Annotated in this window: 28 protein-coding genes, 1 pseudogene and 1 riboswitch; of the genes and pseudogenes, 16 read left to right on the forward strand and 13 right to left on the reverse strand. The window is 75.0% G+C overall.

Going from position 1 to position 25,879, the window contains the following annotated elements; translation table 11 throughout:
- Nucleotides 1–2: 2 nt before the first annotated feature.
- From ACFYUY_RS08260 to ACFYUY_RS08285, 6 genes are all read right to left on the reverse strand, one after another.
- Complete coding sequence (locus ACFYUY_RS08260; RefSeq protein WP_360214648.1) at nucleotides 3–665, reverse strand: lactate utilization protein C; 663 nt, start codon at nucleotides 663–665, stop codon at nucleotides 3–5.
- Nucleotides 662–2,161 (reverse strand): lactate utilization protein B, encoded by a 1,500-nt coding sequence (locus ACFYUY_RS08265; RefSeq protein ID WP_387899171.1) that lies wholly within the window; start codon nucleotides 2,159–2,161, stop codon nucleotides 662–664. The genes ACFYUY_RS08260 and ACFYUY_RS08265 overlap by 4 nt, the downstream gene beginning before the upstream one ends.
- Nucleotides 2,158–2,976, reverse strand: a complete 819-nt coding sequence (locus tag ACFYUY_RS08270) for a (Fe-S)-binding protein (RefSeq protein WP_387899173.1) — start codon at nucleotides 2,974–2,976, stop codon at nucleotides 2,158–2,160. Before ACFYUY_RS08270 ends, ACFYUY_RS08265 begins: the two co-directional genes overlap by 4 nt.
- Before the next feature lie 98 nt (nucleotides 2,977–3,074).
- Nucleotides 3,075–3,788, reverse strand: coding sequence for an IclR family transcriptional regulator (locus tag ACFYUY_RS08275; protein ID WP_360214642.1), 714 nt, complete (start codon nucleotides 3,786–3,788; stop codon nucleotides 3,075–3,077).
- Nucleotides 3,789–3,985: 197 nt separating this feature from the next.
- A riboswitch (SAM riboswitch) is annotated at nucleotides 3,986–4,128 on the reverse strand.
- Between the two features lie 93 nt (nucleotides 4,129–4,221).
- Entirely contained in the window at nucleotides 4,222–4,659 is a 438-nt protein-coding gene (locus tag ACFYUY_RS08280; protein ID WP_360214640.1) for a hypothetical protein, read from the reverse strand.
- Nucleotides 4,656–6,146: an APC family permease gene (locus ACFYUY_RS08285; RefSeq protein WP_387899178.1), complete on the reverse strand. Its 1,491-nt coding sequence runs from the start codon at nucleotides 6,144–6,146 to the stop codon at nucleotides 4,656–4,658. The genes ACFYUY_RS08280 and ACFYUY_RS08285 overlap by 4 nt, the downstream gene beginning before the upstream one ends.
- A gap of 324 nt (nucleotides 6,147–6,470) precedes the next feature.
- Between ACFYUY_RS08285 and ACFYUY_RS08290 the strand changes: the two genes are divergently transcribed.
- The 3 genes from ACFYUY_RS08290 to ACFYUY_RS08300 all read left to right on the forward strand — a co-directional run bounded on the left by ACFYUY_RS08290 (nucleotide 6,471) and on the right by ACFYUY_RS08300 (nucleotide 9,192).
- Nucleotides 6,471–7,385, forward strand: a complete 915-nt coding sequence (locus ACFYUY_RS08290) for an oxidoreductase (protein WP_387899181.1) — start codon at nucleotides 6,471–6,473, stop codon at nucleotides 7,383–7,385.
- A gap of 221 nt (nucleotides 7,386–7,606) precedes the next feature.
- A complete protein-coding gene (locus tag ACFYUY_RS08295) occupies nucleotides 7,607–8,200 on the forward strand; it encodes a SigE family RNA polymerase sigma factor (protein ID WP_360214636.1) in 594 nt (197 codons plus the stop codon).
- Entirely contained in the window at nucleotides 8,197–9,192 is a 996-nt protein-coding gene (locus tag ACFYUY_RS08300) for a hypothetical protein (RefSeq protein WP_387899184.1), read from the forward strand. Before ACFYUY_RS08295 ends, ACFYUY_RS08300 begins: the two co-directional genes overlap by 4 nt.
- Before the next feature lie 96 nt (nucleotides 9,193–9,288).
- Here ACFYUY_RS08300 and ACFYUY_RS08305 read toward each other — a convergent pair whose 3' ends face one another.
- From ACFYUY_RS08305 to ACFYUY_RS08325, 5 genes are all read right to left on the reverse strand, one after another.
- Nucleotides 9,289–10,026, reverse strand: a complete 738-nt coding sequence (locus ACFYUY_RS08305; RefSeq protein WP_387899186.1) for a dienelactone hydrolase family protein — start codon at nucleotides 10,024–10,026, stop codon at nucleotides 9,289–9,291.
- 110 nt (nucleotides 10,027–10,136) lie between these two features.
- Nucleotides 10,137–10,640 (reverse strand): metallophosphoesterase family protein, encoded by a 504-nt coding sequence (locus tag ACFYUY_RS08310; protein ID WP_387899189.1) that lies wholly within the window; start codon nucleotides 10,638–10,640, stop codon nucleotides 10,137–10,139.
- A gap of 122 nt (nucleotides 10,641–10,762) precedes the next feature.
- The gene (locus ACFYUY_RS08315; protein ID WP_360221193.1) at nucleotides 10,763–11,059 is read right to left on the reverse strand and encodes a WhiB family transcriptional regulator; all 297 of its coding nucleotides are present in this window, start codon (nucleotides 11,057–11,059) and stop codon (nucleotides 10,763–10,765) included.
- A gap of 132 nt (nucleotides 11,060–11,191) precedes the next feature.
- On the reverse strand, nucleotides 11,192–11,548 hold the full coding sequence (locus tag ACFYUY_RS08320; protein ID WP_360221196.1) for an STAS domain-containing protein: 357 nt from the start codon (nucleotides 11,546–11,548) through the stop codon (nucleotides 11,192–11,194).
- Between the two features lie 144 nt (nucleotides 11,549–11,692).
- Entirely contained in the window at nucleotides 11,693–12,643 is a 951-nt protein-coding gene (locus tag ACFYUY_RS08325; protein ID WP_360221199.1) for an AraC family transcriptional regulator, read from the reverse strand.
- Nucleotides 12,644–12,819: 176 nt separating this feature from the next.
- Between ACFYUY_RS08325 and ACFYUY_RS08330 the strand changes: the two genes are divergently transcribed.
- From ACFYUY_RS08330 to ACFYUY_RS08350, 5 genes are all read left to right on the forward strand, one after another.
- A complete protein-coding gene (locus tag ACFYUY_RS08330; protein WP_360221202.1) occupies nucleotides 12,820–13,698 on the forward strand; it encodes a universal stress protein in 879 nt (292 codons plus the stop codon).
- 91 nt (nucleotides 13,699–13,789) lie between these two features.
- Complete coding sequence (locus tag ACFYUY_RS08335; RefSeq protein WP_360221205.1) at nucleotides 13,790–14,647, forward strand: universal stress protein; 858 nt, start codon at nucleotides 13,790–13,792, stop codon at nucleotides 14,645–14,647.
- 90 nt (nucleotides 14,648–14,737) lie between these two features.
- Nucleotides 14,738–15,271, forward strand: a complete 534-nt coding sequence (locus ACFYUY_RS08340; protein ID WP_387899194.1) for a flavodoxin family protein — start codon at nucleotides 14,738–14,740, stop codon at nucleotides 15,269–15,271.
- 161 nt (nucleotides 15,272–15,432) lie between these two features.
- Nucleotides 15,433–15,924, forward strand: coding sequence for a universal stress protein (locus tag ACFYUY_RS08345; RefSeq protein ID WP_360221211.1), 492 nt, complete (start codon nucleotides 15,433–15,435; stop codon nucleotides 15,922–15,924).
- 157 nt (nucleotides 15,925–16,081) lie between these two features.
- Nucleotides 16,082–16,489, forward strand: coding sequence for a hypothetical protein (locus ACFYUY_RS08350; protein ID WP_360221214.1), 408 nt, complete (start codon nucleotides 16,082–16,084; stop codon nucleotides 16,487–16,489).
- 99 nt (nucleotides 16,490–16,588) lie between these two features.
- On the opposite strand, the gene ACFYUY_RS08355 is transcribed toward ACFYUY_RS08350, so the two are convergent.
- Nucleotides 16,589–16,957, reverse strand: coding sequence for a hypothetical protein (locus ACFYUY_RS08355; protein ID WP_360221217.1), 369 nt, complete (start codon nucleotides 16,955–16,957; stop codon nucleotides 16,589–16,591).
- Nucleotides 16,958–17,309: 352 nt separating this feature from the next.
- Here ACFYUY_RS08355 and ppsA point away from each other — a divergent pair, with 352 nt between their 5' ends.
- From ppsA to ACFYUY_RS08395, 8 genes and pseudogenes are all read left to right on the forward strand, one after another.
- Nucleotides 17,310–19,673, forward strand: a complete 2,364-nt coding sequence (gene ppsA, locus ACFYUY_RS08360) for a phosphoenolpyruvate synthase (RefSeq protein WP_387899199.1) — start codon at nucleotides 17,310–17,312, stop codon at nucleotides 19,671–19,673.
- Nucleotides 19,674–19,734: 61 nt separating this feature from the next.
- Entirely contained in the window at nucleotides 19,735–20,427 is a 693-nt protein-coding gene (locus tag ACFYUY_RS08365) for a pyridoxamine 5'-phosphate oxidase family protein (protein WP_387899201.1), read from the forward strand.
- A gap of 259 nt (nucleotides 20,428–20,686) precedes the next feature.
- Nucleotides 20,687–21,211 carry a CBS domain-containing protein gene (locus ACFYUY_RS08370; RefSeq protein WP_360221226.1) on the forward strand — a complete coding sequence of 175 codons (525 nt, stop codon included), beginning with the start codon at nucleotides 20,687–20,689 and terminating at the stop codon, nucleotides 21,209–21,211.
- Between the two features lie 57 nt (nucleotides 21,212–21,268).
- Nucleotides 21,269–21,547: a dsRBD fold-containing protein gene (locus ACFYUY_RS08375; RefSeq protein WP_360221229.1), complete on the forward strand. Its 279-nt coding sequence runs from the start codon at nucleotides 21,269–21,271 to the stop codon at nucleotides 21,545–21,547.
- Between the two features lie 74 nt (nucleotides 21,548–21,621).
- On the forward strand, nucleotides 21,622–22,662 hold the full coding sequence (locus ACFYUY_RS08380; RefSeq protein ID WP_360221232.1) for a zinc-dependent alcohol dehydrogenase family protein: 1,041 nt from the start codon (nucleotides 21,622–21,624) through the stop codon (nucleotides 22,660–22,662).
- A 104-nt stretch (nucleotides 22,663–22,766) separates the two neighbouring features.
- The gene (locus ACFYUY_RS08385) at nucleotides 22,767–22,997 is read left to right on the forward strand and encodes a hypothetical protein (protein ID WP_387899206.1); all 231 of its coding nucleotides are present in this window, start codon (nucleotides 22,767–22,769) and stop codon (nucleotides 22,995–22,997) included.
- Between the two features lie 105 nt (nucleotides 22,998–23,102).
- A pseudogene (locus ACFYUY_RS08390) lies at nucleotides 23,103–23,279 on the forward strand (universal stress protein); the annotation flags it as partial.
- 397 nt (nucleotides 23,280–23,676) lie between these two features.
- The gene (locus ACFYUY_RS08395; RefSeq protein WP_387899208.1) at nucleotides 23,677–24,744 is read left to right on the forward strand and encodes a polyprenyl synthetase family protein; all 1,068 of its coding nucleotides are present in this window, start codon (nucleotides 23,677–23,679) and stop codon (nucleotides 24,742–24,744) included.
- Between the two features lie 101 nt (nucleotides 24,745–24,845).
- On the opposite strand, the gene ACFYUY_RS08400 is transcribed toward ACFYUY_RS08395, so the two are convergent.
- Nucleotides 24,846–25,838 (reverse strand): Lrp/AsnC family transcriptional regulator, encoded by a 993-nt coding sequence (locus ACFYUY_RS08400; protein WP_387899211.1) that lies wholly within the window; start codon nucleotides 25,836–25,838, stop codon nucleotides 24,846–24,848.
- Nucleotides 25,839–25,879: the final 41 nt, after the last annotated feature.

The raw sequence follows: 25,879 nt of genomic DNA on the forward strand, positions 1-25,879 counted from the left end.
GGCTATGCGAGCGGACGCTCCGTCACCAGGAGGACGTCCAGGCGCCGCGGTCCGTGGACGCCCTCGACGCGGTCGAGTTCGATGTCGCTGGTGGCGGACGGTCCGGAGATCCAGGTCTGCGGCCGGGTCGGGTCGAGCCGTGGCAGGGCGCGCGGCAGCGAGGCGACGACCTGGTCCGCCCGGACCACGCAGAGGTGGTGGTCCGGGACGAGGGTCAGGGCGCGCCGCCCCTGGGCGGGCCCGGCGTCCAGCACGATGGTGCCGGTCTCGGCGACGGCCAGCGCGCAGCCGGTGAGGACGCTGTCCACGGCGTCCAGCCGTTCGGCCGTCAACTCTTCCGATTCGACGACGGGTCGGGTGGCGTCGAGGGCCGACAGCCAGGCGCCGGGCAGGTCGGCGGGGACGGCCACCGACCGGCTGCCGCGCTCGCGCAACAGCCGGGCGACCAGCTCCGGCAGGCCGTCGGCGGTGCTGTGGTGGACGTGGGCCCGGTAGTCGGTGAGGTTGCGGGCGAGCAGGTCGAGCAGGGCCGCGGGGTCCTCGGGGCCGTGTGCGGTGAGGTAGTCCCGGCGCACGGGGGCCTCGGGGACATCCGGGGCGGTATCGGGGCGGTCGGCGAGGGCGGCCCGGATCCGGGCCAGGACGCGTTCACGGGAGCCGGTCATCGCTGGTCTCCCCCCTCGGTACGGTCGTGCCCCTCCGGGCGGTCGTGCCCCTCCGGGCCGTCGTGCCCCTGCGCGCGGTCGCGCTGCTTCCACCAGTCGCGGAAGGTCTGGTCGGGCAGCTCGGGCAGGTCCCGGCTGTCACTCCAGGCCCCGACCGGGCCGGGCAGCGGCAACCGGTGCGGGTGCAGGCGCCTGGTCCGCACGGCGGCCCGGGTGACGGCGCTGTACGCGGCCGGGTGGTCGAGCAGCCAGGTCGCCGCCCTGACGGCGGCCCGTTCGGCACGGTGCCCGTGGCCCTGTGCGGCCACCCGCTCCCGGAGGTGGACCAGCACCTCGGGGATGTCGATGGCCACCGGGCACACCTGGTAGCACGCCCCGCAGAGCGAGGAGGCGTACGGCAGCGAGGCGTCCAACTCGGTCTGAATCCCTCGAAGTTGCGGCGTGAGGATGGCGCCGATCGGGCCGGGGTAGGGCGAGCCGTAGGCGTGGCCGCCGGCCCGCTCGTACACCGGGCACACGTTCAGACAGGCCGAGCAGCGGATGCAGCGCAGGGCCTGGCGGCCGATCTCGTCGGCGAGGGTGTCGGTGCGGCCGTTGTCGAGCAGGACGAGGTGGAAGTCGCGCGGCCCGTCGCCCTCGGTGGTGCCGGTCCAGATCGAGGTGTACGGGTTCATCCGCTCGGCGGTCGAGGAGCGCGGGAGCAGCTGCAGGAACACCTCCAGGTCCCGCCAGGTGGGGACGACCTTCTCGATGCCGACGACGGAGATCAGCGTCTCGGGCAGGGTCAGGCACATCCGGCCGTTGCCCTCCGACTCGACCACGACCAGGCTGCCGGTCTCGGCGACGAGGAAGTTGGCGCCGGAGACGGCCACCTTGGCCCGCAGGAACTTCTCCCGCAGGTGCAGTCTGGCCGCCTCCGCGAGATCCGCCGGCCGGTCGGTCAGCCCCTCGGGGGCGGGCCGCCCCCAGCGCCCCATCGCCTCCCGGAAGATGTCGCGGATCTCGGTGCGGTTGCGGTGGATGGCCGGGACGAGGATGTGCGAGGGCAGGTCGTCGCCCAACTGCACGATCAGTTCGGCGAGATCGGTCTCGTAGGCGGTGATGCCCTCGGCGGCCAGCGCCTCGTTGAGGCCGATCTCCTGGGTGGCCATCGACTTGACCTTGACCACCTCCCGCTCGCCCGTCGCCCTGACGAGGTCGGCGACGATCCGGTTGGCCTCGGCCGCGTCCTCCGCCCAGTGCACGGTGCCGCCGGCGGCGGTGACGGCGGCCTCCGCCTGGAGGAGGTAGTGGTCGAGCCGGAGCAGGGTGCGGTCCTTGATCTCCTTGCCGGCCTGCCGCAGCTGCGCCCAGTCGGACAGTTCGGCGACGGCCGCGGCCCGCTTGTCGCGGATGGTGTGCGTGGCCCGGGTCAGGTTGGCGCGCAGCCGGGTGTCCCGGGTGGAGACGGCGGCGGCCTTCGGGAAGGCGGGCATGCCCAGGTAGGTGCCGCTCATCGCGCCGCTCCGCTCGGGTCGGCCGTGGTCCCGGCCCCGGCCCCCGTGGCGTTCCCGGCGGCGGTCCCGGTCCCGACGGCCGTGGCGGGGTGCGGGTCGGCGTCGGGGTCGGCCTCGGTGGCGGCGAGGATCTCGGCGAGGTGGACGGTCCGCAGGGGGGAGCCCTGGCGCCGCAGCGTGCCGCCGAGGTGCAGCAGGCAGGAGTTGTCCGCCCCGCAGAGCACGTCGGCGCCGGTCGCGAGGGCGTTGCGGACCTTGTCCGCCCCCATGGCCGCGGAGACGGCGGGGTTCTTCACCGCGAACGTGCCGCCGAAGCCGCAGCACTCCTCGGCCCCGGGGAGCTCGACCAGGGTCAGGCCCCTCACCGCGCGCAGCAGCCGCAGCGGGCGGTCACCGAGGCCGAGCGTCCGCAGGCCGTGGCAGGACGGGTGGTAGGTGACGGTGTGCGGGTAGTACGCGCCGACGTCGGTGACGCCCAGCACGTCGACCAGGAACTCGGTGAGCTCGTACACCCGGGCCGGCAGGTCGCCGAGGCCGTCCACGCCAAGCCGGGGGTAACCCTCCCGGACCATCGCCGCGCAGGAGCCGGACGGGGTCACCACGTGGTCGTAGCCGGCGAAGGCGGCGGCGGTACGGCGGGCCAGCGGGACGGTCTCGGCGCGGTAGCCGGTGTTGAACTGCGGCTGGCCGCAGCAGGTCTGGGCGTCGGGGAAGTCCACGTCCACGCCGAGGCGCTCCAGCAGGGTCACGACGGCGCGCCCCGTCCCGGGGTTCAGGACGTCGTTGACGCAGGTGACGAAGAGTGCGACGCGCATCGCGCCTCCCTCGGGTCCGGGGGGTGGCCAGCCTACTAAAGCCCCGGGGGCGGCCCCGGTCCTCGCGGACCGTGGACCGCCGCCGGGCGCACCCCCGCTCAGGCGTGCCGCAGGGCCTCGCTCAGGCGGTTCGCCGCCTCGACGACGGCCTGGGAGACGTGCGTCCCGGGGTGGCGGGTGAGGCGTTCGATCGGGCCGGAGACGGAGACGGCGGCCACCACCCGGTTCGACGGGCCCCGGACGGGCGCGGAGACGGAGACGACTCCGGGCTCGCGCTCACCGGCGGACTGCGCCCAGCCCCGGCGCCGCACGCCGCTGAGGGCGGTGGCGGTGAACCGGGCGCCCTGCAGGCCGCGGTGGAGCCGCTCCGGCTCCTCCCAGGCGAGCAGGATCTGCGCGGCGGAGCCGGCCTTCATGGGGAGGGTGACGCCGACGGGGACGGTGTCGCGCAGGCCCGAGAGCCGCTCCGCGGCGGCCACGCAGATCCGGACCTCGCCCTGGCGGCGGTAGAGCTGCGCGCTCTCGCCGGTGACGTCGCGCAGGTGGATCAGGACGGAGCCGGCGGCGGCCAGCAGCCGGTCCTCGCCGGCGGCGGAGGAGAGCTCGCCGAGCCGGGGGCCGAGGACGAACCGGCCCTGCAGGTCCCGGCCGACCAGGCGGTGGTGCTCCAGCGCGACGGCGAGCCGGTGGGCGGTGGGCCTGGCCAGCCCCGTGGCGGCGACGAGTCCGCCGAGGGTGGTGGGGCCGGCCTCCAGGGTGCCGAGGATCGAGGTGACCTTGTCGAGCACGCCGACGCCGCTCGTGTTCTCCATGGGTGGGTACTCCAGTCTCGTGCCCCGTGAGCGGCGGGTGGGCGGGCTCACGGGGGCTCCCCGCGGGGAGCGGGGGGTGGTCAGCGCGGACGGGCCGGGGAAGTCGGCGGAGTGCCTGCGCCGGGCACGAGGGGGGTACGCGAAAGGGCCGGGGTGGGAAGCGCCCGGGCGAAGGACAGCACTGAGAGCACCGTGTCTCCTCATCTTTCCCGCGCCACGTTGGCGACAGGCCGGAGTTGGCACTGCCCCCGGACGGCACGGCGCGTACTTCGGACGCCGGGTCGAACGGGGAGTTGCCGGGGCTTCGTAGGGCCGGTCCCTCCACCCCTCTGGATGATTCGCCAGGAACCATACAAGATTCCCCGGCCCGCCCGCCAAACCTCCCCCGTTCCCCCACACGCCGGGGCGGCGGTGCCCCGCCCCGGCGGCCGGCTCAGTCGTTGATGACGTCCGAGGTCTTGAGCGCGTCGATCTGCTCCTGGTAGCCCGCCAGCTTGTCCGGGCAGTACACCTTGATCACCTCGGCGCCCGCCTGCAGGACCCGGCCGTCGACGACGACCGGCCGCATGCCGGGGCCGCCGGCGCCGTTGGCCAGGTGGACGCGCCACAGGCCCTGCTTCAGGGCCGAGTTGGGGTCCGTGCAGACGGGGCCGCCGTCGGTCCCGAGCACGAGGGCGGTGTTGCCGGTGTCGAGCGCGGGGTACCCGTCGGCGACCAGGGCGTCGCTCAGCTGGTTCGCCTTGCGGTGGGCCTCGTTGGTGGCCCGCTGCTGGGTGTAGGTCAGCAGTCCGGCGACCACGAGGCCGACGAGCACCACGATCGAGCCGATGTAGATCCAGCGGTGCTCGGACGCCATCCGGGTCGGGCTCATGCCACTCCCTCCTCGCCCACGCCGGTGCCGGCGTCGGGTTGGCGCCAGCTCGGCTTGCGAGCCTTCAGGAACGAGAACGGGATCACCACGCCGAGCAGCAGCAGGCCGCCGGCGACGATCCCGATGTAGGACCAGACGCTGCCGCCGCCGAACTGCGAGGACGGCACGAAGCCGATCACCATGGCCAGCGCCGAGGCGACGAACCCGACCACGCACAGCGTGGTGAGCAGCGGTGCCCGGTAGCCGCGCGGGTGGTCGGGCTGCTTGCGGCGCAGCTGGATCGCGGCCAGGAACATCAGGAGGTACATGATCAGGTAGACCTGGGTGGTGATCACCGAGAAGATCCAGTAGACGCTGGAGACGTTCGGGATCAGCGCGTACAGCAGGGCGATCGCGGTGGTGACGACGCCCTGGGTGACCAGGATGTTCTGCTGGACCCCCCGGGCGTTGAGCCGCTGCAGGAACGGCGGCAGGTAGCCCTCCTGCCGCGAGATCAGCAGCAGCCCCTTGGAGGGCCCGGCCAGCCAGGTGAGCATGCCGCCGACGGAGGCGGCGCACAGCCCGACCGCGACGATCGGCACCAGCCAGCCGATGTGGAAGTACTGGAAGAAGGCGTCGAAGGCCTGCATGACGCCGGCGGTCAGGCTGAGCTGGTCGGAGGGGATCACCCAGCTGATCGCCAGGGCCGGCAGGATGAAGATCAGCAGCACCAAGCCCATGGCCAGGAACATCGACTTGGGGAACTCCTGGGCCGGGTTCCGCAGCTTGTTGACGTGGACGGCGTTCATCTCCATGCCGGAGTAGCTGAGGAAGTTGTTGACGATCAGCACCAGGCTGGCCACGCCCGTCCACTGCGGGAAGAAGTGCGATCCGTCCATCGGCGCGGCGGAGGGGTTGCCCTGCCCGAGGAAGACCATTCCCAGCACCACCAGCAGCGTCCCGGGGACCAGGGTGCCGATGACCAGGCCCCAGGAGGCCAGCCCCGCAACGGCGTTGGTGCCGCGCGAGGAGACCCAGACCCCGGTCCAGTACACCACCACGATGACGATCGCGGTGTAGACGCCGCTGCTGGCCAGGCTCGGGTTGATCACGTAGGCGATGGTGCTCGCGACGTAGGCGAGCAGGCTGGGGTAGTAGAAGATCGTCATGGCGAACTGGCACCACACGGCCAGGAAGCCCAGCGGCTTCGAGAGGCCCTGCGCCACCCAGTTGTAGACCCCGCCGTTCCAGCCGGAGGCCAGCTCCGCCGACACCAGGGCGGTCGGCAGCAGGAACACCACGGCGGGCAGCAGGTAGAGGAAGACGCAGGCGAGGCCGTACACGGCCATGGTCGGTGCCGCGCGCAGGCTCGCGACCGAGCTGGTCGTCATCAGGGCCAGGGTCAACCAGGTGATCTTGTGCGCCCCGGTACCGGCCCTGACGGCGCCGGCCGTCCTGGTGCCGCCGGCCCGGCCGGCGGATCCACCCGGGGTGTCGACGCTGCTCAACGGACGCCTCCTCGATCGGCTCCTGACGCCCTGCGCGCCCGTCTCCGAGCCTGCTGGCCGGGCGCGCGTGCCGCACCTCGGCTTGGGCCGTTGGGTGCGGCGGCGGGCACGGCCGCGCATCCCCGATCCCGCTCCCCACCCGGACGGACGAGGCCGAACGGACGGGCTGGGGCGGCCGACGGGTTCGGTCGCGTGTCCATCCGGTGATCAGCAAGCGTCGTCATCGATCGACCGACCCGATCCCGTGGACGGGCACCGCTCCTTCCTGGCATAAAAGAGGTCGTCAACTACCGATCACCGCAACGACGTACGGGGAGAACCACGATGACCGGCACCACCGGCCAGAACGCCGACCAGAGGACCGAGCCGACCGCCGAGCAGGCCACCGACCGGGCCGCCGCCACGAACGGCCGGGTCTGGCTGATCACCGGCGCCAACTCCGGCTTCGGCCAGGCCCTCGCCGAGGCCGCGCTGGCCGCCGGCGACACCGTGGTGGCGGCCGCCCGCCGCCCCGAGACGCTGGACGACCTGGTCGCCGCCCACCCCGACCGGGTGCTCCCCGTCCGGCTGGACGTCACCGACCCCGCCCGGATCACGGCCGTGGTCGCCGACACCCTGCTCCGGTACGGGCGCATCGACGTCCTGGTGAACAACGCGGGGCGCGGCCTGGTCGGCGCCGTCGAGGAGTACACCGAGCGCGAGCTGCGCGACCTGATGGAGCTGCACTTCTTCGGCCCCGCCGCACTCACCGGCGCCGTCCTGCCGCACATGCGCGCCCGGGGCACCGGCGCCGTCGTCCAGATGAGCAGCATGGGCGGCCGCCTCAGCTTCCCCGGCGTCGGCGCCTACTCCGCCACCAAGTTCGCCCTGGAGGGGTACTCGGAGGCCCTCGCCCAGGAGGTCGCGCAGTTCGGCGTCAAGGTCCTGATCGTCGAGCCCGGCGCCTTCCGCACCTCCTTCGCCGGCCAGGGCGCCCTGGCGCACACCACCCCGATCGCCGCCTACGACTCGGTCGTCGGCCCCGTCCGGACCGGGCTGCCCGCGGCCGACGGAAAGCAGCCCGGCGACCCGGTCAAGGCCGCCGCCGCCATCCTCGCCGCCCTGGACGCCGAGCGGACCCCGCTGCGCCTCGCCCTCGGCAACGACGCCGTCGACGCGCTCCTCGACCACCACGACGCCGCCGTGAAGGAGCTCCGGGAGTGGGAGGCCACCGGCCGCGGCACCGACTTCGACGCCTGACACCCACCGGGGCCCGGTTCCGCTGAAGGGCCCGCCCCCACAGGGCACGGGAAACCCGGGGCGCACCGCCGACGGCGGTGCGCCCCGCTGTGCGTGCCGACCAGCTCCACGGGCGCCGCATCCTTCCGGCGACTCCTCCGAACCCACGGGGCGGGGAAATCACCGCACCCCGGGCAACCCCGCGCGGCGAGGGCGTGGTCTGGTGGGCTGAGGGGGTGCTGATGCACACAGAAGAAGAGGCCGAGTTCCAGGCCTTCACCCGTACCAGGTGGGCGCACCTGGTACGGACCGCCTATCTGCTCACCGGCGACTGGCACCACGCCGAGGACCTGACCCAGACCGCGCTGGCCAAGGCCTACCGGTCCTGGCGGCGGGTCAGCCGGGCGGACAACCCGGACGCCTACGTCCGGCGGGTGCTGGTGACCTGCAACAGCGACCGGTTCCGCAAGCGCCGGGTCGCCGAACGGCTCACCGACGCGCTGCCCGAGGTCGCCGTGCCCGGCGACGCGGCCGCCCGGATCGACCAGCGGCGGACCCTGATGGACGCCCTGGCCACGCTGCCGACCCGGCAGCGGGCCGTGGTGGTGCTGCGCTACTGGGACGACCGCACCGAGGCGGAGGTCGCCCAGACGATGGGCTGCTCGCTCGGCACCGTCAAGAGCCAGGCCGCCAAGGGGCTGGCCAAACTGCGGGCGCACCCTGGCCTGGCCGCCGCGCCCGCCGGCCCGGGCACCCCGCGCGACGACTCCGTTCCGGGCCGGACGACGCCCGGGCTCGACGCTCTGATCACCGCTGCTCCTGGAGGAAGACGATGACCGAACGGGAATTCGAGGCGGAGCTGCGCGAGCAGCTCGTCACCACCGTCCTTGACCGCACGCCCGGCGAACCGCCCTACGAGGCCATCCGGCGGCGGGGCCGCGCGGCCCGCCGGCGCCGCACCACCGCCCTCTCCGCCGGGCTGGTGGCCGTAACCGTGCTCTCGGGAGCCGGCGTCCTCGCCGCCCGCGGGCAGGAGGACGCCCGCCCGGCCGCGGAGGTGGCCCCGGCCGCGGGCGGCGCGGCGCTCTCGGCCGCCGCCTCACCCGCCGCGGTGTCCGCCCCGCCCGCCACGACGCCCGGCGGCGCGGCCGCACCCCGGCCCCCGGCGTCGGCCGCCCAGCTGACCGACGGCATCACCTTCGAGCAGGCCGCCACCGCGCTCGGGCAGTGCCTGGAGTACGACCGGCAGATGCAGGCCAGGTGGCAGGCCCAGGCGCCGACCGGCGCCCAGGGCACCCCGGGCGCGCAGAAGACCCTGCCGGCCCAGGACTACGGGTCCATCGCCGACTACCGCATCCTGCTGGCCGTCCGGAGCACCGGGGACGACAACTCCCCCGGGGACGGCATCTCCGTCGCCGCCGTCAGCCAGGGCGCGCACCCCACCCGGATCATCTGCCACCAGATCGACGGCAAGACCGCCGGCCTGCAGTCCGGCCCCGCCGACCCGCGCGCCGGCGGCCCGGACGGCCTGGTGAACCCGGACGTCAACGGCGGCAAGCTGTACCGGCAGGCCATGCTCGACGGCCACGCCTGGAAGCTGCCGTACCGCTGGGGCAGCATCGGCACCTTCGCCCCCTCCGTCACCCGGGTGACCGTCTCCTACGGCGACGGGCCGGCCGTGGACGCGGCGCTCGACCACGGCTGGTTCGCCGCCACCGGCGTCCTCGACCGGGCGGTGACCCGCACCCCGCACGTCAAGGGCTACGACGGCGCCGGGGAGCTGGTCTACGACTCCGACGACGACAAGGGGTACGACAAGGTGCTCTGACCGCGGCACCCCGCGGCCCTCACCGCGGACGGTGCCACGCCACGGCCCCCGCGGCGACCCCCGTCACGGGTCGCCACGGGGGCCGTGGCGGACGGCCTACAGGTGCTCGGCGAGCGCCTCGTGGACGCGGCGCCAGGCGTCCGCGGTGGCGGCCGCGTCGTGGTCGGCCGGGCGGTCGGCGGCGAAGCCGTGGCCGGCGCCCGGGTAGGTGACCAGCCGGTGGGCGACCCCGGCCTCCGTCAGCCGCTCCTCGACGGCCTTCCACTCCTCCAGCGGCAGGATGTGGTCCCGGTCGCCGTTGAAGCCCAGCAGGAACACGCCGTTGGCGGCGATGCGCCCGGCGGTCTCCAGCGGCGGGACCGGGCCGACCAGGGGGAAGCCCGCGGTGAGCATCCAGCCCGGGTAGAACACGGCGGCCAGTTCGAAGCGCAGCTCGGTGGCCGCCCGGACGGCGATGTGACCGCCCATGCTCGTCCCCACGAACGCGACCCCGCGCCCGCCCGCCAGCCCGCGGGCCGCGGCCAGGGCCACCGCGGAGTCCGCCACCAGCTCGTCGCGGTCCAGCGCCCGCATCAGCACGAGACCCTCCTCGCGCTCCTGCGCGCTGTAGCCCAGCTCGGTGCGCCGGGCGTTGCGCCAGTAGAAGTCGGGCGCCACCGCGACGTACCCGAGCGCCGCCAGCTCGGCGCAGATCCCGCGCAGGTAGCCGTTCACCCCGTACAGCTCCGAGCAGACCACCACCGCTCCGCGCACCTCCCCCGACGGGCGGTGCACGTACGCCTCGATCCCGCCCGGCGCCCCGATCTCCTGCCAGTCACCGATCTGATCGGTCATCAATTCCCCCGTGATCTCGTGCGGATGGATCCGGCGCAGATGCTAGCGCCTGTCCCCGGGCCCGCGTCCCCGCACCCGGGTCCGCGGGCCGCCGGGCCGCCGGACCGGGGTCAGGCCGGGCGCGGGAGGCGGTGGAGGTGGACCTCGGTGAGGCGGCCGTCGTCGAGGCGGGCGGTGAGGTAGGTCGCCACCGGCTGGCGGCGGCGGTCGGTGGGGGATCCGGGGTTGAGCAGCCGCAGGCCGCCCGGGGCGCTGGTGTCCCACGGGATGTGGCTGTGGCCGAAGACCAGGACGTCCGTGCCGGGGAAGCGGGCCTCGCAGCGCTGTTCGCGCCCCCTCGCGGGCCCGGTCTCGTGCACGACGGCGAAGCGCAGGCCCTGCAGTTCGACCCGCGCGACCTCGGGCAGGCGTTCGCGCAGCGCCCGGCCGTCGTTGTTGCCGTACACGGCGACCAGCCGGGCGGAACGGGCCTCGAACAGGTCGAGCGTGGCGGTGTCGACCCAGTCCCCGGCGTGGAACACCACGTCCGCCTCGGCGAGGTCGTCGAGCAGGGCCGCGGGCAGGTGACGCACCCGGGTGGGCAGATGGGTGTCCGAGGTCAGCAGCAGGCGCACGGCGGTCTCCGGCGGATGGTCTCCGGCAGGTGGTCTCCGGCAGGTGGGGATCGGGCCGATTCTCCTCCCGGAGGGCCGGGCCCGGCGACGGCGGCCGGGCAACCGGGCGACGGGCCTGCGGGTCAGGCCGCGCCCCGCCCGGCCAGGGGGCGGGCCAGCAGCGTGGACCGCTCGCGCTCGGTGAGTCCGCCCCAGACGCCGTACGGCTCGCGGGTCGACAGGGCGTGGCGACGGCACTCCACCCGCACCCGGCAACCGCCGCAGACCTCCTTCGCCGCGTCCTCCCGTTCCCTCGCCTCCGGTCCGGGCTCGTTGACCGGCCGGAGGAAGACCTCGCCGTCGTCGGCACGGCAGGCGGCGCGCGAGCTCCACGTCCGGGCGTGCTCGACGGGGGCGGGGAAGCGGGAGGTCTCGTCCATGGCCACGGTCCTTCTGCGTCGGCGTCACTCGAAGATCGGTGCGCCGCTCTTCTCACCCGGTTCGCGGAATCCATGCCTCCCGCACCGGATCACGGTCCGCGACGCCGCCCGCCGCCGCCCGCCCACCCGGCGCTACGGGGCGACGGCGACGGACGGCACCGGCGCGGGGTCGATCTCGAAGACGGCGTCCGTCCCGGTGATGTCCAGCAGCCGGACGACCTGCGGTCCGGGCGCGGCGAGGCGGAACGCGACGCCGGCCGCCTCGGCCGCCCGGCGGGCCCGGAGGAGCTCGTTGAGACCGGCGGAGGCGCAGAAGGTCAGGCGTGCGCAGTCCACGACCAGGACGTCGGGCCGGGGCGTGCCGGCCAGGGCCGCGGTCAGCGCCCGGGCCAGGACGGGCGCGGTGTCCATGTCGGCCTCCCCCGTCAGGGCGAGGACGCAGGTGCCGGCGGGCGCCGGCCGCCGGTCCGTGTGCAGGCCCGTCTCCATGGTCGGACGTCCTTCCTCCAGGAATGCCCGTGGGCCGTGCTTCGATGCTGGTCCCTGTTTCGTCCCCCGCGCTGCCCCCCTGAGCGAAGTACCGGCCCCCGGGTGGACTCCAGAGCGAAACGTACGGGCGGCGGCCCCGGCGGCTCAGGAGCCGCCGAGGGTCGTGGAGGGCGAGGCCCCGTACTGGCGGCGGTACGCCTCGGCGAAGCGGCCGGGGTGGGCGAAGCCCCAGCGCTGGGCGATCCCGGTGACGGTGGCGGTGTGCCGGTCCCCCGCGCACAGCTCCCGGTGGGCCCCGGCGAGGCGGGCCCGCTTGAGGTAGGCCAGCGGGGTGGTACCGGCGTGGCGGGCGAAGGCGTACTGCACGGCGCGCGGGGTGACGGGGACGGACGCGGCGATGTCGGCGAGGCCGATGTCCCGGTGGGCGTTGGCGTCGATGAAGGCCATGGCCCGGCGCAGGGTGGCGCTGGTGGCGTCCCGGCGGTCGACCGCCTCCGGTGCGTCGCCCCGGGTGGTGTTGGGCATGGTGGCCAGGGTGACGGCGGCGATGTGGCGGGCCGCGGTGGCCGCGACCAGCGGGTCCACCCCGGGCTCGGCGGCGGCCATGACGTGGTCGCGCAGGTAGGCGACGGCGGCGCCGAGACGCGCGTTGGCCGCCGCGTCGACGGGGCGTTGACCGGTCAGCTCCACCGGCCCGCGGGAGCGGGCACCGGTGCCCGCGACGTCGGTCAGCAGGGCCGGGTCGAACATGGTCAGGGTGTAGCGGGCCCCGCGGACCTCGCCGCGGTAGGGGCGGTCGTGCGGGGCGACCAGGAACGTCTCCCCCGGGCCGAACCGCTCCTCCCGGCCGCCGGTGGTGTCCGCGAATCCGCCGGAGTGCACGGTGACCAGGCAGACCCGGCCGAGGCTCTGCGCGTCGTAGCCCATCGTGTAGTCGAAGGCGAGCCGGTCCACCAGGAGGCCCCCGGCGGCCTGGCGGGTGATCCGCGCGCCCGAGTGCTCGGGCCGCCCGGCGATCCTCATCGGGGTGTACGCCGAGGACAGGAACGCCTCGGTCTCGTCGAGACTCGTGCTGTCGAAGACGAGCGTCTCCATCCACCTCTCCCCGGTGTCGACGGGCCGGCCGGTCGCCGGGCCTCGCCCGGTCCGACGGTACGCCCCGCCCGCCGGCCTGCGCACCTGTCCGGCCCGGGCCGGTCGGCCCTCGCGCGGATCGGCGGGCCGCCCTAGCGTGAGAACCGGGCCCCCTTCACCGGCCCCAGGAGGTTTCCATGACCACCGCGAGCTCCGCCGGCCCGCGCCGGCCCGTCGTCCTCGGTGTGGACGCGGACGACACCGGCCCGATGACCGCGCACTGGGCCGCCGACGAGGCCGACCGCCGGGGCCTGCCCCTCCGTCTGGTCCACGCCGTCCCGGCCCTGTACCGCGAGGCCCGGGTCTCCGACGACGGGCACTTCCGCAAGGACGTGCTCGAACGCGCCGAGCAGGCGCTCGAGCGGGCCACCGCCGCGGTGCGGGAGCGGCACCCCGGACTCGGCGTGACCGGCTTCGTGGCCGAGGACGTACCGGCCCCCGCGCTGTGCCGGGAGTCCCGTCACGCCGCGCTGGTCGTGCTCGGCTCCCGAAGGCTCGGCCGCGCCGCGGAGATGCTCAGCACGTTCTCGGTGGCCGTCCCGGTGAGCGCCCAGGCCCACTGCCCCGTCGTCGTCGTCCGCGCCCCCGAGCACACCACCCAGGACCCGCCCTACGTCGTGGTGGGCGTGGACGGAAGCCCGTCCTCGACCGCCGCCGTCGACTTCGCCGTCGAGCTCGCCGTCGAACGGGGCGCCGCGCTGCGCGTCCTGTGGGTCTGGCAGCGCCCGCCGGTGGCGAACCTCGACGAGAGCGCGGCCGAACAGGCGCTGCGCAGGATGCTCTTCGAGACCACGGCGGGCCACCGGGCGCGCCACCCCGATCTCGGCACGACCCACGAGCTGGTGCGCGGGCACCCGGTCGAGGAGCTCGCGCACGCCTCCGAACACGCCCTCGCCGTCGTCGTCGGCCGCCGCGGCCACGGCGGTTTCACCGGGATGCGGCTCGGCTCCGTGCCGCACGGCCTGCTGCACCGTGCGCACTGCCCGGTCGTGACGGTGCCGTCCGCGCCCGATTGAGCCCGGCGTCACGCGCGAAGCCTCCGATGGGGCGCCCGGGCGGTCCGTCCGGATGCGCCCGACCCCTCGACCCGGTCCCCGGGAGGTCCTGATGAACGCTGGTCCCGTCGTCGTCGGGTACGACGGCTCGCCCGAGAGCCGCGCCGCCTCCGAGTGGGCCGCGCGCGAGGCACGGCTGCGCGGGTGCCCCCTCGAACTCCTCCAGGCCTGGCCGTGGCCCGTGCGGGACGTCGTCGGCTCCGACGAGGTGCACGCCCGGAGCCGGGAGCAGCTCGCCGCCCGGGCCGCGGAGCTCCGCACCGTGGCCGTCGGCGTCGACGTCACCTGCCGCGAGGTCCGCACCGAGCCCGCCGAGGCGCTGGAGACCGCCGCCCGGGACGCCGCCCTGCTGGTGCTGGGCTCGCGCGGGCTCGGCACGGTGCACGGCTTCCTGGTCGGTTCGGTGGGCCGGGAGGTGCTGGGTCGTACCACCCGCCCGGTGGTGCTGGTCCGGGCCGAGGAGGACGGCCGGGGAGCGACGGGCGGCCCCGTGCTGGCGGGCCTCGACCTGGAACACCCGGCCGACGAGATGCTCGCCTTCGCCTTCTCGGCCGCGGCCCTGCGCCGCGCACCGGTGCGGGTGCTGCACGTGTGGTCGCCGCCGGCGGGCAGCGAGTACATGGCCTTCGACGCCATCGGCGGCCTGGAGGACGACCTCTCGGCGGCCGAGCGCACCGGCCTCGCCGAGGCCCTCCGGCCCTGGCGGGAGCGCTTCCCCGACCTGGACGTGACGGCCGACCTGGTCCGCGGCACGGCCACGATCGAACTCGTCGCCGCCGCGGCCGCGGCCCGGCTGGTGGTCCTCGGCCACCGGATCCGGCACCGGCCGCTCGGCGCCCACCTCGGCCCGGTGGCCCACGCCGCGATCCACCACGTCCACTGCCCGGTCGCGATCGTCCCGCACCGGTGACGGAGCCGTCCGGCCCTCCGACGCGGGCCGAACGGCCCCGGCCGGCCGGCGCCCTCCGCGCGAGCCTGGAGGTGACGAGAGGTGGACACCATGCACACCGTGATCGTGTACGAGAGCATGTACGGCAACACGCGCGAGATCGCCGAGGCCGTCGCCGAGGGCGTCCACCAGGCCGATCCCACGGCGTCCGTCCAGTGCCTCCCGCTGACGGAGGCCGGGCACGGGACGACCCGGACGGCCGACCTCCTGGTGGTCGGCGGACCGACCCACATGCACGGGATGTCGTCCGGGATCAGCCGCCGGATGGCCGCGGCCGCGGAGAGCCACAAACCGGGTGCCGACGCGGCCGCCGCCGAGGCCCGGGAGACCGCGGAGGGCCCAGGGCTGCGTCACTGGCTCCACGACCTGCCGCGGACCGGATCCGGCACCCACGCCGCCGCCTTCGACACCCGGGTCGACATGCCCCGCGCCGGCGGAGCCGCCGAGGGCATCGCGCGCCGGCTCTCCCACCACCACTACGACCTGGTCGTCGCACCCGAGGGCTTCATCGTCGACGGCAACGACGGTCCGCTGCGCGCCGGCGAACGCGAGCGCGCCCGCGCCTGGGGCGCCAGCCTGGTCTGACCCGCCCGGTGCCCCGGGCGGGGATCCCACGGGCGGTCCGGACGACGGCGGACGTGCCGCGGCGCGTTCCTCGGAGGATCATGAAAGTCAGCGGACCGGCCCCGGAACCCGCCGGGCGCCACCGGACCGCCGTAGGGCACCCGTCCGTCCTGGAGGTCGCCGTGAACACCACTCCCGCGTCAGGTCCCGCCGGTCCGGTCGTCGTCGGTACCGACGGGTCGGAGCCCGCCCACCGGGCCGTGCTCTTCGCCCTCCGCGAGGCGCAGCTGCGCGGGGTCGGCGTGCGGGCCGTCTGCGCCTACGGCGGCGGACACTCGGAGCCCGGGGGCCGGGCCGTGACGGGCTGGGGATCGGGCGGCGAGCCCGCGCCGCACGTGCAGGACGCGGTCGCCCGCGACGTGACGGACTCGGTCGAGCGCCTGCGGCAGCAGGTCGGCGAGCCGTACGTGGAGATCGAGGTGCGCTGCGAGCGCGGCCGGCCCGCGCAGGTCCTGCTGGACGAGAGCCGGGACGCCGGGCTGCTCGTGGTGGGTTCCCGCGGCGCCGGCCTCTGGGGGCGGCTGTCACTCGGCTCGACCAGCACCGAGATCGTCCACCACGCCCACATCCCCGTGGTCGTCGTGCCGCCCGGGCCGGGAGCCGCGTCGGGGTGAGGCGGGGCCCGCCACCGCGCCGACACCGACGCCACACTCCCGCGGCGCAACCACCCCGCAACCGCCGGACCGGTCCGCCACCCGCGTGCCGAGGAGATGCGGGAGCACCGGCCCGGGCAGACCCTGGGGAAGGACGACCCGACCTCGGAGGAGAGCCATGACCGGTGCCAGTGCCACACGGGAGCCGAGCGCCATCGTGCACATGTCGATCTCCGGCGGGACGGCCGGGGCGAACGTGGTCGCCGACACGGTGGGGCAGTCGTTCCGGCTGATCGTCGTCCCCGGTCTCGGCACCGCGGGGGACTACGTCTCGCCCGCCGACCAGGTCGTCCGCACCCGCTGGCAGGTGGACACGTCGACGCCGGCCGAGGAGGCCGCGCCACCGGTCGCGCGCGCGGCTGCCGGGGCCGAGCCGGTACGGGTGGAGCTCGGCGGCAGGGCCGACGCCGTGGTCAAGGTGGCGGCGCTGATCCGCGCCCGTTTCCGCGCCGGACCGCCGACGGGGATCGCGCAGGCCTTCGAGGTGTGGCCGGACAGTCCGCCGGACGCCACCGCCCGGCCCTGACGGAACCGCCCCCGGTCCCTGCCTCGACCCGACCGCCCCGGTCCGACCCGGGCGGGCCGGTACCGCCCGGACCGGCGCGGCGCCGGCCCGGGCGGGGTCTCACTGGTCGGAGTAGCTGAGGTCTCCCACCGTCCAACTGCTGATGTCGGCGATGGCGATGCGGTACATGCCCCCGGTGTGCGGCAGACCGTAACTTCCTTGCAGGATGCGGGCGACGTGCAGGTGCAGGTGGGTCGGCCGGGCTGCGGCGCCGTCGCCGGTGGCGGGCGCCGTGAACAGGGCCGCGAAGGGCTTCAGGAAGTCCGAGGCGGCGAGTACCTCGGCGACCCGCTCGTGCCACAGGCTCTCCGGAGCAAGCCGGCCGGTGATGACGGCACCCGGGACGACGACGGTCAGCGGCATCTGGTTGCTGCGCTCGGACTCCACCATCGTGGCGATGTCGACGAGCAGCTGATCAGGGTTCGACATGGGCCTGAGGATAGTGCCCCCGGGAACCCGCCCGCACGGACATCCCCGGGCACCCGCCACCCCACAGGGGCCGGGCGCCCACGACCGGCCACCGCTGGAGGAGTCCGCGCGCCGTCGCCGGGCCACCGGCCCTGCTGATCCCCTCTCCCGGGGAGGTGCCCGACCGGTCGCGGCTCGTCGTCCGCCGCCGTCGAGGTGGGCCGAACGGCCCACGACCGGCGGCCGAGCGGGCCCCTGCCGCAGGGCGAACGCCCCTGCGCAACCCGGGCCGCCCGGAGGGACAGTGGCAGGGACGGAGTGCTCGGCGTGTCCCGTGCCGAGCAGCACCCTGCGAGCGCGCCCGGAGGCAGCCATGCGCCGTGTCATCCGCTTCCACGACCTGCGCCGCGAGGACGTCGGCCTGGTCGGCGGGAAGAATGCCTCGCTGGGCGAACTGATCACCGCGCTGGGCCCCGCAGGGGTCCGGGTGCCGGACGGCTTCGCCACCACTGCCGACGCCTACCGCGAACTGGTCACGACCGGAGGCCTGCGGGAGCTGATCGCCGTCCAGGTCGACCGGCTGCACGGCGGAACCCCCCTGTCCGAGGTCGGCGCTGCCATCCGGTCCGCCGTCCTGGCCGCGCCCCTGCCGCCCGCGCTCGAGCACGAGGTGGTGGAGGCGTACGGGCGGCTCTCCCACGAGACCGGGAGGCAGGACCCGGACGTCGCCGTGCGCAGCAGCGCGACAGCGGAGGATCTGCCCGAGGCGAGCTTCGCGGGCCAGCAGGAGACCTTCCTGAACGTCCGGGGCGCCACCGCCCTCCTGGAGGCCTGCCGACGCTGCTACGCCTCGCTCTTCACCGACCGGGCCATCGATTACCGCGAGCGGATGGGCTTCGACCACCTGTCCCTGGCGCTGTCGGTCGGCATCCAGTCGATGGTGCGCTCCGACCTCGCGGGCGCGGGCGTGATCTTCACCCTCGACACCGAGAGCGGATTCCCGGGGGTGGTGGTCGTCAGCGCCGCGTGGGGGCTGGGCGAGACGGTGGTCAGCGGCCAGGTGGACCCGGACGAGTACACCGTGTTCAAACCGCTGCTCAAGGATCACCGCCTCGACCCGGTGCTGAACGTCCGGCTCGGCGCCAAGCGCTGCAAGGCGGTGTACGACGACCGGGGTTCGACCCGGACCGTCGACACCGACGCCGATGAGCAGGCGCGCCGGGTGCTCGGCCTCGGCGACATCCGCACACTGGCCGAGTGGGCGGTGGCGGTCGAGGAACACTACGGCTGCCCGATGGACCTGGAGTGGGCGAAGGACGGCATCAGCGGCGAGCTGTACCTCGTCCAGGCCCGGCCGGAGACGGTGCAGTCCCGCAGCGGCGGCGGGGTGCTGCGCCGGTTCCGGCTGACCGGGACGGGTGAGCGGCTGGTGGACGGCATCGCCGTCGGCGAGGCGATCGGTGCCGGGCCGGTGTGCGCGCTGGCCGAACCGGTCGGTCTGGAACGCTTCCCGCAGGGCGCCGTCCTGGTCACGGAGATCACCGACCCGGACTGGGAGCCGCTGATGAAGCGGGCCTCCGCCATCGTCACCGACCACGGCGGGCGCACCTCGCACGCGGCGATCGTCAGCCGCGAACTGGGCGTGCCGGCCGTCGTCGGCACCGGATCGGCCACCGCCGTCCTCGCCGACGGACAGGTGGTGACGGTCTCCTGCGCGGAGGGCGCCGACGGCCACGTCTACGGCGGTCCGGTCCCCTTCGAGGCGACCGAGACCGACCTCGGCTCGCTCCCGGCCACCCGGACCAAGGTCATGCTCAACCTGGCGGACCCCGGCGCGGCCTTCCGGTGGTGGCGGCTGCCCGCTGACGGCGTCGGGCTGGCCCGCACCGAGTTCGTGGTCGCCCACCAGGCGCGCGTCCACCCGATGGCCCTGGTGCACCCCGAGCGGCTCTCGGCCGAGGACCGCCGGCTGGTCGACGAGCTGACCTACGGCTACCCCGACCGGACCGAGTACTTCGTCGACCGCCTGGCGCACGGCGTCGCCCGGATCGCCGCCCCCCGCTGGCCGGACCCCGTCGTGGTGCGCACCAGCGACTTCAAGACGAACGAGTACGCCCGGCTGGTCGGCGGCACGGCCTTCGAACCGGTCGAGGCCAACCCGATGATCGGCTGGCGCGGCGCGAGCCGCTACTACGACCCCGGCTACCGGGAGGGGTTCGCCCTGGAGTGCCGGGCCCTGCGCCAGGCCCGGGACGAGCGAGGACTGACCAACATCGTGGTGATGATCCCGTTCTGCCGCACCCCTCAGGAGGCCGACCAGGTCCTCGCGGTGATGGCCGACAACGGTCTCACGCGCGGCGCGAACGGTCTGCGGGTGTACGTCATGGCCGAGATCCCGGCCAACATCCTGCTCGCCGGCCAGTTCGCCGAACGCTTCGACGGCTTCTCGATCGGCAGCAACGACCTCACCCAGCTCACCCTCGGCGTCGACCGCGACTCCGCCCGGCTCGCACACCTCTTCGACGAACGTGACCCGGCCGTCACCCGCAGCATCGAGTCCCTGGTCGCCACCGCCCACGCGGCCGGCCGCCACGTCGGCCTCTGCGGCCAACGCCCGAGCAACGACCCGGACTTCACCCGCTTCCTGGTGCAGGCCGGTGTCGACTCCATCTCCGTCACCCCGGACAGCTTCGCCGCTGTCAAACGCGCCGTGGCCGCCGCCGAGGCGGCGGCCTGATCGCCCGTGCCGCCGCCCGTCCGAACTGTCCCCCCGGGGGGGCCCGACCACGGAGGTCGTCATGAGGAACACCCACGAGAACCGGCCGGTCGACCCAGGCGACCTCTCACGCCGGGTCGCCCACCGCCGCACCGAACTCGGGCTGACCCGCAAGCAGGTGGCGGACCGGGCCCGGCTGGACCCGGGCTTCCTGGAGCATCTGGAGACGAACCCGGTCCCGGTCGGTGTCGGCACCCTCACACGGCTCGCCGACGCGCTCGACACCACGGTCACCGACCTGCTGGGCGGCGGCCGCGGCGTACCGGCCGGCGCGGCCCCGGCCAACGCCAGCGTGCAGGTGGAGGAGCTGGACCGCGCCGCCTGCTGGGCGAAGCTCGTTCCCGGCGGCGTCGGCCGGGTCGTGTTGAGGGCACCAGCCGGCCTGGCGGCACTGCCGGTCAACTACCGCGTGCTGGACGCGACCGTCGTCTGCCGCACCGCGGCCGGCGGCGCCCTCGCCGGAGCCGCGGGCGATGAGGTCGCCTTCGAGGTCGACCGGCTGGACGAGGCGTTCGCCACCGGCTGGAGCGTACTGCTCAACGGCACCCTCTCGGTCGTCTCCGACCAGGACGCCGCCCAGTGGTTCCGGCAGCACGCCGACCCCGATCCCTGGGCCGGCGGAAGGCGGGACGTCTGGATGCGCATCAAGCCCACCGTGATCACCGGCCGGATCATCCGCCCCGACGGCCCGTCGCTCGCCGGCTCGGTGGAGTAGCAGTGCACCTGACCGCTGTCCGCCCCAGCCGATCGCCCGGCCCGACGGGGCCCAGTGGCGGGCCGAACGGCCCTGCCCGTTCGGGTGCACCCGGCGGTCCCCTGGAAGCAGAGGCCCGGTGCAAGCGGCCGGGCCTGGACGGGCGGAGGGGCGGCCGTCCACCGCACGGTCAACGACGCGCTGGAAACGCCTGCCCGCGGTGACGAGTCCCGCTGCACGGCGCCGGAGAGGACTACCCGCCATGAAAGCCTCGGACCTGATGACCGCACCCCCCGTCACGGCCGACGTCACGGCGACGGCGTTCGAGGTGGCCCTGCGGATGGAGGAGGAGGGCGTCGACTGCGTCCTCGTCACCGACAGTGGCCGACTACAGGGCATCGTGACGGACCGCGACCTCGCGGTCCGCGGGCTGGCCCACGGCAAGCACCTCGGACGGCCGGTGGCCGAGCTGCTGACCACACCGGTGATCACCGTGAACACCACGGACGACCTCGACACCGTCTACCGAACGTTCCGCCGCACGTTCGTCCGTCGCCTCCCCGTCGTCCAGGACGGCCGCCCCGTCGGTGTCCTGACCGTCGACGACCTGTTGCGCGACATCGTCGAGCGGCTCTTCGACCTGGTGACGCCGTTCTCGCACAGCACGCTGCGGGAGTACGCCGTCCGACCGGCCGGCACGGGGGCGGACCCTCCGACCACCAGGGCCCGTCACCGCCCGCCGGCCGGTCATCACCTCGTCGACCAGGACGTGGACGGCACGGTCGAGGCCGCACGGGGCAGTTGATCACCATCCGCCGGTCCCGGGGCCGCCCCGGGACCACCCGACCCAGGAGGTTCGGACATGACCGCCAACGCCACGGTGCCGGTGCGCACCAAACAGTGGACCCTGCGAATCGACCTCTTCGAGGAGGGCGACGCCACGAAGGTGCACGCCGTGCTGAACACCGGTGAGAACGTCCTCGAGGCCCGTACCGCCTCCCGGCGCAGCCCTCACGACCCGCCCGTGCCGGAGATCGGCGACGAGTTCGCCGCCGCCCGCGCACTGATCGACCTCGGTCACCAGCTCCTCCGGGCCGGCCTCGCCGACTCCGCCGCCAACGACCGTACGGCGGCCGGCTGAGGCACCGCGCCGCAGACCGGCGTCGGAGCCGGAGCGGCGTCGGAATGTCCGGCAGGTTCGCGCGGGAGGCCGCGATGAGCACGTCAGAAGCAGTCCCCACCGACACCGGGGCCTGGGTGGTGGCCCGCCCGGGCCCGATCGGCGTGGCGCGGCCCGGGCCACTGCGGTGGGAGCGGCGTCCGCTCTCCCCTCCCGGGCCGGACGAGATCCTCGTCGAGGTGGAGGCCTGCGGGGTGTGCCGCACCGACCTGCACCTCGCGGAGGGGGACCTCGCCCCCAGGATCGCGGGGTGCACTCCCGGCCACGAGGTGGTCGGGGTCGTTCGCGCGGTCGGCACCGCGGTCGACGGGTTCACCGTCGGGAGCCGGGCCGGCGTCGCCTGGCTCGCCCGGACCTGTGGCTCCTGCCCCTACTGCCGCAGCGGCCGGGAGAACCTCTGCCCGGACTCGCGCTACACCGGCTGGGACCGGCACGGGGGCTACGCCGGCCACCTGACCGCTGCCGCACGATTCGCCTACCGTCTGCCCGAGGGCCCGCCGGCCGAGGAGCTGGCCCCGCTGTTGTGTGCCGGGATCATCGGCTACCGGGCCCTCGAACGGGCCGAGCTCCCCGCCGGCGGCCTGCTGGGCGTCTACGGTTTCGGGGCGTCCGCACACCTGACCGCCCAACTCGCCCTCGCCCGGGGCGCACGGGTGGCGGTGTTCACCCGTGCCGCACCAGCGCGACGCCTGGCCCTGGAGCTGGGCGCCGAATTCGCCGGCGACTCGTACGACCCGCCCCCGGAACCGCTGGACGCCGCCATCCTGTTCGCCCCGGTCGGCGAACTCGTGCCGGTCGCTCTGGCCGCGTTGGACCGTGGCGGCACGCTCTCCGTCGCCGGCATCCACCTCAGCGACATCCCGGCGATGAACTACCAGAGGCACCTGTTCCAGGAACGCACGCTGCGCAGCGTCACCGCCAACACCCGTGCCGACGGCTCGGCCTTCCTGGCGGAGGCTGCCCGGACCCGCCCGGTCGTCCGGGTGACCCGCTACCCGCTGCAGCGGGCGGACGCCGCCCTCGCGGACCTTGCCGCGGACCGGGTCACGGGGGTCGCCGTGCTCGTCACGGCGTAGCGAAGCCGCTGACCAGCGGCGCGGGGGCCCACCGCGTCACGCCATCTCGCTGGAACACGCCGCGACCGGCGCCGCGCAGATCATGCCCGACCACCCGGCGCTCCGTGAGATCTGGGGGCGGATCCGCCACCTTCGTGCGCTGTGCGGCGGGCGCCGTGGACGGCTACGGGCCCTCGACTGCCGCCGACCACGCGGCCGCTCTCGTCGCGGTGCTCACCGACGCCGCGTTCCGGGACCGTTCGACACATGCCGCCCGGCGGACCGCGACCTCCCCATCCTCCACCTGGGCGTCCATCGCGGAACGGTGGAAGGGCCTGCTCGCCGAACCCGGCTGACGCCGTGCCCGGCCGCGGCAGGCACGTCCCCTCACGAGCGTCCGTGCCCACCTCGGTCCGTACCACGTCCGGCCGCGCCGCGGTTAGCACGTCGTCCAGGCCCATCCCGCCACCGCCCTCCTCACCGCCGCCGCCGACGCGCAGTTGCTCGTCGTCGGCAACCGCGGGCACGGCGGCTTCACCGAAGCCCTCCTCGGCTCGGTCAGCCAGCACTGCGTCCACCACGCGCACTGTCCGGTCGTCGTCGTGCGCGGCGAGCCCGAGGATTCCCCGACTGTCTAGACCGTCCGTGGAAGCGGTGGCGGGAACACGTCCGCCGCCCGCCCTGCGCACGGTCAACCATCCTTCGGAGAAGGGAGGTTCGCCACCGGACGAGAGCAACCGCGAACACCTCGGCCCGGACGCCGCGCCGCCCCGCCGTCTCGTCCGCGGCCCGCCCCGCGGCCGACCCTAAGGTGTGCGCATGGTTATGGCATTCGCCGAGGGCCCCGAGCCGCCCGTGCCCGGACCGTGCGCCCCGAGCCGTGAACCCGGTCCCGCCCCGGTGAACGCCCGTCCGGGCGGCGCTCCGCTGCTCCCCCGACCCCATTCCCCGGAGCCCCGGCCCCCGTCCGAGCCCCCGTCCGCGCCCGAGCGCGAGCGCGGGGTCGAACGCCACCTGGACCGGCTCTACCCTCCCGTGCCAGGCGGCCTGGACGTGTGGCTGCCCGGCGGACACGCCGGCGACCTGTCCGCCGAGACCGAACAGGCCCTCGACCGACGCCTGCACCGGGCCCTGGCCGCACCCGTCCGGCACGTGGTCGAGGCCGGCGGGAAGCGCTGGCGCCCCGCACTGCTGACGCGGATCATCGAGCTGCTCGGCGGCGACGGCGAGCGCTTCGGCGTACTGGCGGCGGCCCTGGAACTCGCCCACACCGGCTCCCTGGTGGTGGACGACGTCCAGGACGGCTCGACGACGCGCCGCGCGAGGCCCGCCGCGCACGAGGTCTACGGTCTGCCGGCCGCCCTGACCGCGGGCACCTGCGCCTACTTCGCCTTCGACCACGCCATCGGCCTCTGCGCCCCCGACGATCCCGAACTGCGGGGGCGGACACGCGAGATCATCCTCGCCGCGCTGCGGGCGGCCCACGCCGGGCAGGCCCTCGACATCCAGGGCCACGGCCGCGAGCTGGAGCAGGCCGTCACCACCGGTGACAACCGCCCGCTGCTGGAACTGGTGCTGGCCACCCACCGGCTGAAGACCGGTGCCCTGGTCGGCGCCTGCTGCCGGATCGCCGCGCTCACCGCCGGCGCCGGTCCGGCTCTGGAACGGGCGCTGCTGCAGTGGGGGACGGCCCTCGGCACCGCCTACCAGATCACCGACGACGTGGCCGACCTGTGCGGCGTCACCGACCGGAACGGCACCCCGACGAAGCGGGTGGCGGAGGACCTGCGCAACGGCAAGGTCACCCTGCCGCTCGCCCACGCCGTCACGCTGCTCCCCCGCCCCACGGCCGAGGCCCTGTGGGCCGCCGTCCGCGGCGGCGACGCGACCGAGGCCGACGTCCGGGCGGCCCGCACCACCCTGCTCGACTGCGGCGCCGTCGCCGCGAGCGAGGACCACGCCGACCGCCTGCACACCGACGCCTGGCGCACCCTCGAACCGCTGCTCCCCCGCACCGTGGACGCCACCCGCCTCCGCACGGCGGGCCGGCGGGCCGTGTTCGACGGCCTCGGCTCCGAGGGTCGGCCGCCGGACGGGCCCTGATCGCCGCCGGGCTCCGCTCCGGCCGACCGGGGGCCGCGGAGCCCGGCGTCAGGCCGGCGCGGCGCCGGGCGAGCCCCCCCTCCTCGTGCCACAGCCCGGCCTCAGGCCAGGGCGGGGTGGACGAGCCGTCCGTGGTGGATGAGTGAGGCGGCCTGCTTCAGGCGGCGCACCCGGACGCTGATCTCGTACCCCCTGATGCCCTCGACGCCGGCGAATCCGGTGCTGAGGTACCGGTAGAAGTCCGCGGTGTCCTTGCAGATGACGACGACCATCAGGTTGTGCTTGCCGCTGACGGCCGCGGCGAAGGCGCACTCGTCGTGCCGGCTGAGCTCCTCGCCGATCCGGTGCAGCCGGGGCAGGTCGACCTGGAGCCAGAGCGTGGCGTTGAGCCCGTAGCCGAGCCGCTCCGGCAGCGTGTCGATGTCGTAGATCAGGGAGCCGCTGCCCTCCAGGGCCTCCAGGCGGCGGGCGACGCGCGGTTTGGACCAGCCGGTGACCTCGGCGAGCCGGGTGTGCGACACCCGGCCGTCCTCCGCCAGGGCCGCCAGCAGGGGCCCGTCCTCGTCGGTCGGGGGGATCGGCGGCCCGGCGGGCGTGGGGCGCTCCGCCGTGAGCCGGCGCACCTGCTCGTCGGTGAGCGAGCCCTCCCGGCCGGTCCAACCGTCCGCGCCCGGGGTGCCGAAGGCGTGGATGAGGAGGTCGACGCTCAGGTCGAGGACCGAGGCCGCCTTCGGGAGCTGGCGCAGCAGGACGTCGTCGCGGCCGGTGCCGGCCGGTGAGCGGATGATGCAGTTGATCTCCGATCCACCGGAGGCGATGCTGGCGTAGGCCACCTCGGGCCGGCGCGCGAGCGATTCCGCGAGGGGGTCGACGGCGTCCGGGCGGCAGCGCAGCCGGGCGATCCACTCGGACTGGCCGTGGGCGGCGGCACTGCTCAGTCCGACCACGCGCAGGACCCCGTCACGGCGCAGGGCGTTGTAGCGGCGCGCCACCGTCTGTTCGGACACCCCGACGATCTCGCCGAGGCGGCGGAAGGAGATCCGCGGGGCGCAGTGGAGGCCGTGGATGATTGTGCGGTCCAGATCGTCGGGCATGGGGGAATCCTCACACGGCCGGCGGCCGCGCTGGAGGTTCC

The organism is Kitasatospora sp. NPDC004745, from assembly GCF_042873275.1.
Taxonomy (GTDB): Bacteria; Actinomycetota; Actinomycetes; order Streptomycetales; family Streptomycetaceae; genus Kitasatospora.

Excerpts from the sequence above, each read along its gene's own strand:
- ACFYUY_RS08265 (WP_387899171.1), bottom strand. The coding sequence starts at position 2,161 with ATGAGCGGCACCTACCTGGGCATGCCCGCCTTCCCGAAGGCCGCCGCC.
- ACFYUY_RS08340 (WP_387899194.1), top strand. The coding sequence starts at position 14,738 with ATGCACACCGTGATCGTGTACGAGAGCATGTACGGCAACACGCGCGAG.
- ACFYUY_RS08275 (WP_360214642.1), bottom strand. The coding sequence starts at position 3,788 with ATGGAGAACACGAGCGGCGTCGGCGTGCTCGACAAGGTCACCTCGATC.
- ACFYUY_RS08280 (WP_360214640.1), bottom strand. The coding sequence starts at position 4,659 with ATGAGCCCGACCCGGATGGCGTCCGAGCACCGCTGGATCTACATCGGC.
- ACFYUY_RS08320 (WP_360221196.1), bottom strand. The coding sequence starts at position 11,548 with ATGGAGACGGGCCTGCACACGGACCGGCGGCCGGCGCCCGCCGGCACC.
- ACFYUY_RS08315 (WP_360221193.1), bottom strand. The coding sequence starts at position 11,059 with ATGGACGAGACCTCCCGCTTCCCCGCCCCCGTCGAGCACGCCCGGACG.
- ACFYUY_RS08290 (WP_387899181.1), top strand. The coding sequence starts at position 6,471 with ATGACCGGCACCACCGGCCAGAACGCCGACCAGAGGACCGAGCCGACC.
- ACFYUY_RS08380 (WP_360221232.1), top strand. The coding sequence starts at position 21,622 with ATGAGCACGTCAGAAGCAGTCCCCACCGACACCGGGGCCTGGGTGGTG.
- ACFYUY_RS08335 (WP_360221205.1), top strand. The coding sequence starts at position 13,790 with ATGAACGCTGGTCCCGTCGTCGTCGGGTACGACGGCTCGCCCGAGAGC.
- ACFYUY_RS08355 (WP_360221217.1), bottom strand. The coding sequence starts at position 16,957 with ATGTCGAACCCTGATCAGCTGCTCGTCGACATCGCCACGATGGTGGAG.
- ACFYUY_RS08270 (WP_387899173.1), bottom strand. The coding sequence starts at position 2,976 with ATGCGCGTCGCACTCTTCGTCACCTGCGTCAACGACGTCCTGAACCCC.
- ACFYUY_RS08350 (WP_360221214.1), top strand. The coding sequence starts at position 16,082 with ATGACCGGTGCCAGTGCCACACGGGAGCCGAGCGCCATCGTGCACATG.
- ACFYUY_RS08295 (WP_360214636.1), top strand. The coding sequence starts at position 7,607 with ATGCACACAGAAGAAGAGGCCGAGTTCCAGGCCTTCACCCGTACCAGG.
- ACFYUY_RS08325 (WP_360221199.1), bottom strand. The coding sequence starts at position 12,643 with ATGGAGACGCTCGTCTTCGACAGCACGAGTCTCGACGAGACCGAGGCG.
- ACFYUY_RS08375 (WP_360221229.1), top strand. The coding sequence starts at position 21,269 with ATGACCGCCAACGCCACGGTGCCGGTGCGCACCAAACAGTGGACCCTG.
- ACFYUY_RS08330 (WP_360221202.1), top strand. The coding sequence starts at position 12,820 with ATGACCACCGCGAGCTCCGCCGGCCCGCGCCGGCCCGTCGTCCTCGGT.
- ACFYUY_RS08260 (WP_360214648.1), bottom strand. The coding sequence starts at position 665 with ATGACCGGCTCCCGTGAACGCGTCCTGGCCCGGATCCGGGCCGCCCTC.
- ACFYUY_RS08300 (WP_387899184.1), top strand. The coding sequence starts at position 8,197 with ATGACCGAACGGGAATTCGAGGCGGAGCTGCGCGAGCAGCTCGTCACC.
- ACFYUY_RS08400 (WP_387899211.1), bottom strand. The coding sequence starts at position 25,838 with ATGCCCGACGATCTGGACCGCACAATCATCCACGGCCTCCACTGCGCC.
- ACFYUY_RS08365 (WP_387899201.1), top strand. The coding sequence starts at position 19,735 with ATGAGGAACACCCACGAGAACCGGCCGGTCGACCCAGGCGACCTCTCA.
- ppsA (WP_387899199.1), top strand. The coding sequence starts at position 17,310 with ATGCGCCGTGTCATCCGCTTCCACGACCTGCGCCGCGAGGACGTCGGC.
- ACFYUY_RS08370 (WP_360221226.1), top strand. The coding sequence starts at position 20,687 with ATGACCGCACCCCCCGTCACGGCCGACGTCACGGCGACGGCGTTCGAG.
- ACFYUY_RS08305 (WP_387899186.1), bottom strand. The coding sequence starts at position 10,026 with ATGACCGATCAGATCGGTGACTGGCAGGAGATCGGGGCGCCGGGCGGG.